This is a genomic window from Streptomyces sp. NPDC020362 (assembly GCF_040642095.1).
Lineage (GTDB): Bacteria > Actinomycetota > Actinomycetes > Streptomycetales > Streptomycetaceae > Streptomyces.
The window spans coordinates 1-3,937 of the sequence record NZ_JBFAET010000386.1 but is presented as its reverse complement, the minus strand read 5'-3'; the positions used below and the strand labels follow the sequence as shown (position 1 = coordinate 3,937).

4 protein-coding genes are annotated in these 3,937 nt (G+C 71.3%); all 4 read right to left on the bottom strand.

Annotated features, from left to right (window positions below):
- Positions 1-32: 32 nt before the first annotated feature.
- The gene (gene fabI, locus AB0H32_RS47285) at positions 33-800 is read right to left on the bottom strand and encodes an enoyl-ACP reductase FabI (protein WP_361135616.1); all 768 of its coding nucleotides are present in this window, start codon (positions 798-800) and stop codon (positions 33-35) included.
- Positions 797-1,123 (bottom strand): ferredoxin, encoded by a 327-nt coding sequence (fdxA, locus tag AB0H32_RS47280; RefSeq protein ID WP_361135612.1) that lies wholly within the window; start codon positions 1,121-1,123, stop codon positions 797-799. Before fdxA ends, fabI begins: the two co-directional genes overlap by 4 nt.
- A gap of 28 nt (positions 1,124-1,151) precedes the next feature.
- The gene (locus AB0H32_RS47275) at positions 1,152-2,522 is read right to left on the bottom strand and encodes an MFS transporter (protein ID WP_361135609.1); all 1,371 of its coding nucleotides are present in this window, start codon (positions 2,520-2,522) and stop codon (positions 1,152-1,154) included.
- A 178-nt stretch (positions 2,523-2,700) separates the two neighbouring features.
- Entirely contained in the window at positions 2,701-3,813 is a 1,113-nt protein-coding gene (locus tag AB0H32_RS47270) for an acyl-CoA desaturase (RefSeq protein WP_361135605.1), read from the bottom strand.
- Positions 3,814-3,937 lie beyond the last annotated feature (124 nt).

The following is a 3,937-nucleotide window of genomic DNA, read 5'->3' as shown; positions in this document are numbered from 1 at the left end:
CCTCGACCCCCGCCCCTTTGCCATGCGGTGGTTCACGCGCCCGTCATGTGCACCCCGCCGTCCACGTGGACGATCTCGCCCGTGGTGCGCGGGAAGAAGTCCGACAGCAGGGCGACCACCCCGCGGGCGGCGGGGTCCGGGTCGGTGAGGTCCCAGCCGGCCGGGGCCCGGTCGGTGGTCCAGACGTCGGCCAGGTCGGCGAAGCCCGGGATGGACTTGGCGGCCATGGAGCGCAGCGGTCCGGCGGCGACCAGGTTGCAGCGGATGCCCCGGCCGCCCAGGTCGCGGGCCAGGTAGCGGCTGGTGGACTCCAGGGCGGCCTTGGCGACGCCCATCCAGTCGTAGTGCGGCCAGGCGACGGCCGCGTCGAAGGTGAGCCCGACGACCGAGCCGCCGCGCCGCTCCAGCAGGGGCAGGCAGGCGGTGGTCAGCGACTTCAGCGAGTACGCCGAGACGTGCACGGCCGTCGACACGTCGTCCCAGGTGCCGTCCAGGAAGGAGAAGGCCCCCTGGGGGCCGTAGGCGATGGAGTGCACGATGCCGTCGAGGGAGTCGACGTGCTCGCCGATCCGCTCCGCGAGGCTGTCCAGGTGGCCCTGGTCGGTGACGTCCAGTTCGATCACCGGGGCGGGCTTGGGCAGCTTCGAGGCGAAGCGCTCGATGAGGGTGAGCCGGCCGAAACCGGTCAGCAGCACCTCGGCGCCCTCCTCCTGGGCGATCCGGGCCACGTGGAAGGCGATGGAGGCGTCCGTGACGACCCCGGTCACCAGGATCCGCTTGCCGGCGAGGATGCCGCTCATGCCGACACCTTCTTCGGCAGCGCGCTCACCAGCGGGGAGTCATGGTCCTGGGGGCCGAGGGAGCTGCCGCCGCCGGGCGCGCCGAGGGTCTCGAAGAAGGCGGCGTTGGAGGAGGCGTGGTCGTCGCCCCACTCCTCGGGCAGGTCGTCCTGGAAGTAGATGGCGTCGACCGGGCACACCGGTTCGCAGGCGCCGCAGTCCACGCATTCGTCCGGATGGATGTACAGGGCGCGGCGGCCCTCGTAGATGCAGTCCACGGGGCACTCGTCGATGCAGGAACGGTCCTTGACGTCGACGCAGGGCAGTCCGATGACGTAGGCCATGTTCAACTCCTCACGTAATAGGGGTGGTTCACTTGACCGGGGTGCCGGTGGTGCGCTCGCCGAGCGTGAGCACGGTGCCGGCGAGGACGGCCATGCAGGCGGCGATGACACCGAACAGGGCGCCGGGGCCGTGCGCGTCGAGGACCGGAAGCAGCGCGAACGGCAGTGCGGCGGCGCTGAGCTTGGACAGCGAGTAGGCGGCGCCGGAGGCGGTGGCGCGGATCGCGGTGGGGTACTGCTCGGACAGATAGACGTGCGAGACGCTGGAGAAGACGTTGCTGAACAGCGTGTACGCGAACCCGCAGACGACGATCTGCGGGGCCGAGCCCGCGTAGGCGAAGCCGAGTCCGGCCGCCACCATGGCACTCGCCGACAGGGCGATCAGGGTGCGCCGCTCGATGCGGTCCACGACGGGCAGCGCGAGCGCGGAGCCCACCGGGTAGCCGAGGAAGGACAGCGCGGTGAAGCCGAGGCCGGCGACGATGCCGTAGCCCTTGGCGGCGACGATCTGCGGGGCGAGCGTGCCGAAGCCGTAGTAGCCGACGACCGAGAGCACGGAGAACAGCCAGAGCACCAGCGTCCGGCGGAGCATTCCGGGGCCGACGACGTCCCGCAGCCGGGAGTGGTCGGCGGCCGTGTCCGGGCCGGTCTGGGCGGGCGGCTCCAGCAGCAGTCCGCGGCCCGCGGCCTCCGCCTCCATCTGCGACACCAGCCGCTCGGCCTCGGTGGTGCGGCCGGTCGCCGCGAGCCAGCGCGGGGACTCGATCAGCTGCCGGCGCAGTACCCACACGACGGCCGAGCCGAGCGCGCCGAGCACGAACAGCCAGCGCCAGCCGGCCACGCCCAGCGGGGTGAGCGGCACCAGCCACAGCGCGGCGAAGCCCACCGCGGGCACTCCGCAGAAGGCGAGGGTGTAGGCCGAGGCGATGAAGCGGCCGCGCTTCTTCGCGGGCAGGACGTCGGCCAGGTAGCAGTCGGACAGTGCCTGTTCGGCGCCGATGCCGATGCCGGCGAGGAAGCGGGTGGCGATCAGCCAGCCGGCGTTCGGGGAGAAGGCGCCGAGCAGGGAGAAGGCCGAGTAGATGGCGAGGTTGATCAGGAAGGCCCGGCGCCGGCCGAACCGGTCGGCGATCCGGCCGAGCGTCAGGGAGCCGATGAACTGGCCGACGAACACGGCGGCCAGGACGAGCTTGAGCGAGGTGGCACCGAAGCCGAAGCCGCTCTGCAGCACCTTGCCGATGGTGCCCGACAGATTGTTCTCGAAGGTGTCGAAGAACAGGCCGACGCCGATGACCGCGGTGAGTCTTCGGTGCAGGGGAGTGATCGGCATGCGGTCCAGGCGGACCCCGATCGGGGCGGGAGCGGCGACTCCGCCCGCCGCCGCGGTGGTCTGGGACATGGGGCTGGCTCCTTCGGTACTCCTGGGGACTGTTCGTGCGCCGCTCCCGGGAAGGAACCGCCCGGGCCGCCGACGGGCCCGGGCGTGCGGCCCGGGGGCCGGGGTGTGGGGGATGTGGGGTGAGTGGGGGATGTGGGGCGGGTGGGGGCATGGGGGGCCGTGCGGGGGACGATCGGGGTCAGGCCGCTTCCATGGCCCGGCGCCGGATCTGCTCGTCCACGTCACCGCGCCGCACGGGCGCGCTGACCTCGTGCAGATAGGAGGCGACCTCGCGGTACGAGGCCCAGAACCCGACCTCGTGGTACGGCACCCCGCGCTCGGCGCAGTACTGCATGGTCAGCTCCCGGGCACGCCCCAGGCTCTTCTGCGGCATCGCCGGGAACAGGTGGTGCTCGACCTGGTAGTTGAGCCCGCCGTAGAGGAAGTCGACCAGCCAGTTGGGCCGGATGTTGCGGGAGGTGAGGACCTGGCGCTCCAGCCAGTCCAGGGTCTCCTCCTCGCCGTCGCGGATCTGCATGCCCTTGTGGTTCGGGGCGAAGATCATCCCGAAGTACACGCCGAGGGCGGCGTGCTGGACGACGATGAAGGCGACCGCGAGCGCCGGGGACAGGAGGGTGAAGACGAGGGACAGGTAGACGGCCGTGCGCAGCAGGATGAGGAACGTCTCCAGCACGGGCCGCTTGGTCTTGCCCTGGACGATCGACAGGACGGCCGTCCTCAGCATCTTGAAGCCCTCGAGCACCAGCAGCACGAAGAACAGCACGCTCTGGTAGCGCACGACGAGCTTCTGGGTGCCCTTGCGGCTCGGGTACTGCTTGATGTCGAAGATGGCGGTGCGCCGGCCGATGTCCGGGTCCATGTCCAGGTGGTTGGGGTTGCTGTGGTGCCGGTTGTGGTGGTTGACCCACCAGCCGTAGCTGACCCCGTTGACCAGGTTGGCGTGGACGTAGCCGACCGCGGAGGCGGCCTTCTTGCTGCGGAACATCGCCTTGTGGCCTGCGTCGTGCCACATGAACGCCGACTGGCCGCCGCACAGGCCCATCCACAGGGCCGTGACGAGCTGCCACCAGGAGTCGCCCAGCTCGAAGAAGGCGGCGAACCCGATCAGCAGCAGGGTGGTGTTGAGGGCCAGCTTGCCCACGTAGTACCGCGGGTCGAGGTCGAGGAGGCCTTCGGCCTTGACCCGTTTGAGCAGTTCGGCGAAGGTCGCCGAGGCACCGGTGCGCTGTCCGGCGCCGGCCCCTCCGCCGGTGGCCAGGGCCCCGGCTTCCTGTATGTGCGGACGCTGCATGCGTTGCTCTCCTTGGGAGACGTGCCCGGATCGGGCGGCGGCGCCGCTGCCCCGCGGACCTGCGGGCGCCGCGAGTCGACCAGGCTCCCGCGTGCGGGCACCGGCGCGGGGGGGTGCGCCCCGG

What these genes read in the sequence shown, in the direction of transcription:
- AB0H32_RS47275 (WP_361135609.1), bottom strand. Translation starts at nt 2,522, where the DNA reads ATGTCCCAGACCACCGCGGCGGCGGGCGGAGTCGCCGCTCCCGCCCCG.
- AB0H32_RS47270 (WP_361135605.1), bottom strand. Translation starts at nt 3,813, where the DNA reads ATGCAGCGTCCGCACATACAGGAAGCCGGGGCCCTGGCCACCGGCGGA.
- fdxA (WP_361135612.1), bottom strand. Translation starts at nt 1,123, where the DNA reads ATGGCCTACGTCATCGGACTGCCCTGCGTCGACGTCAAGGACCGTTCC.
- fabI (WP_361135616.1), bottom strand. Translation starts at nt 800, where the DNA reads ATGAGCGGCATCCTCGCCGGCAAGCGGATCCTGGTGACCGGGGTCGTC.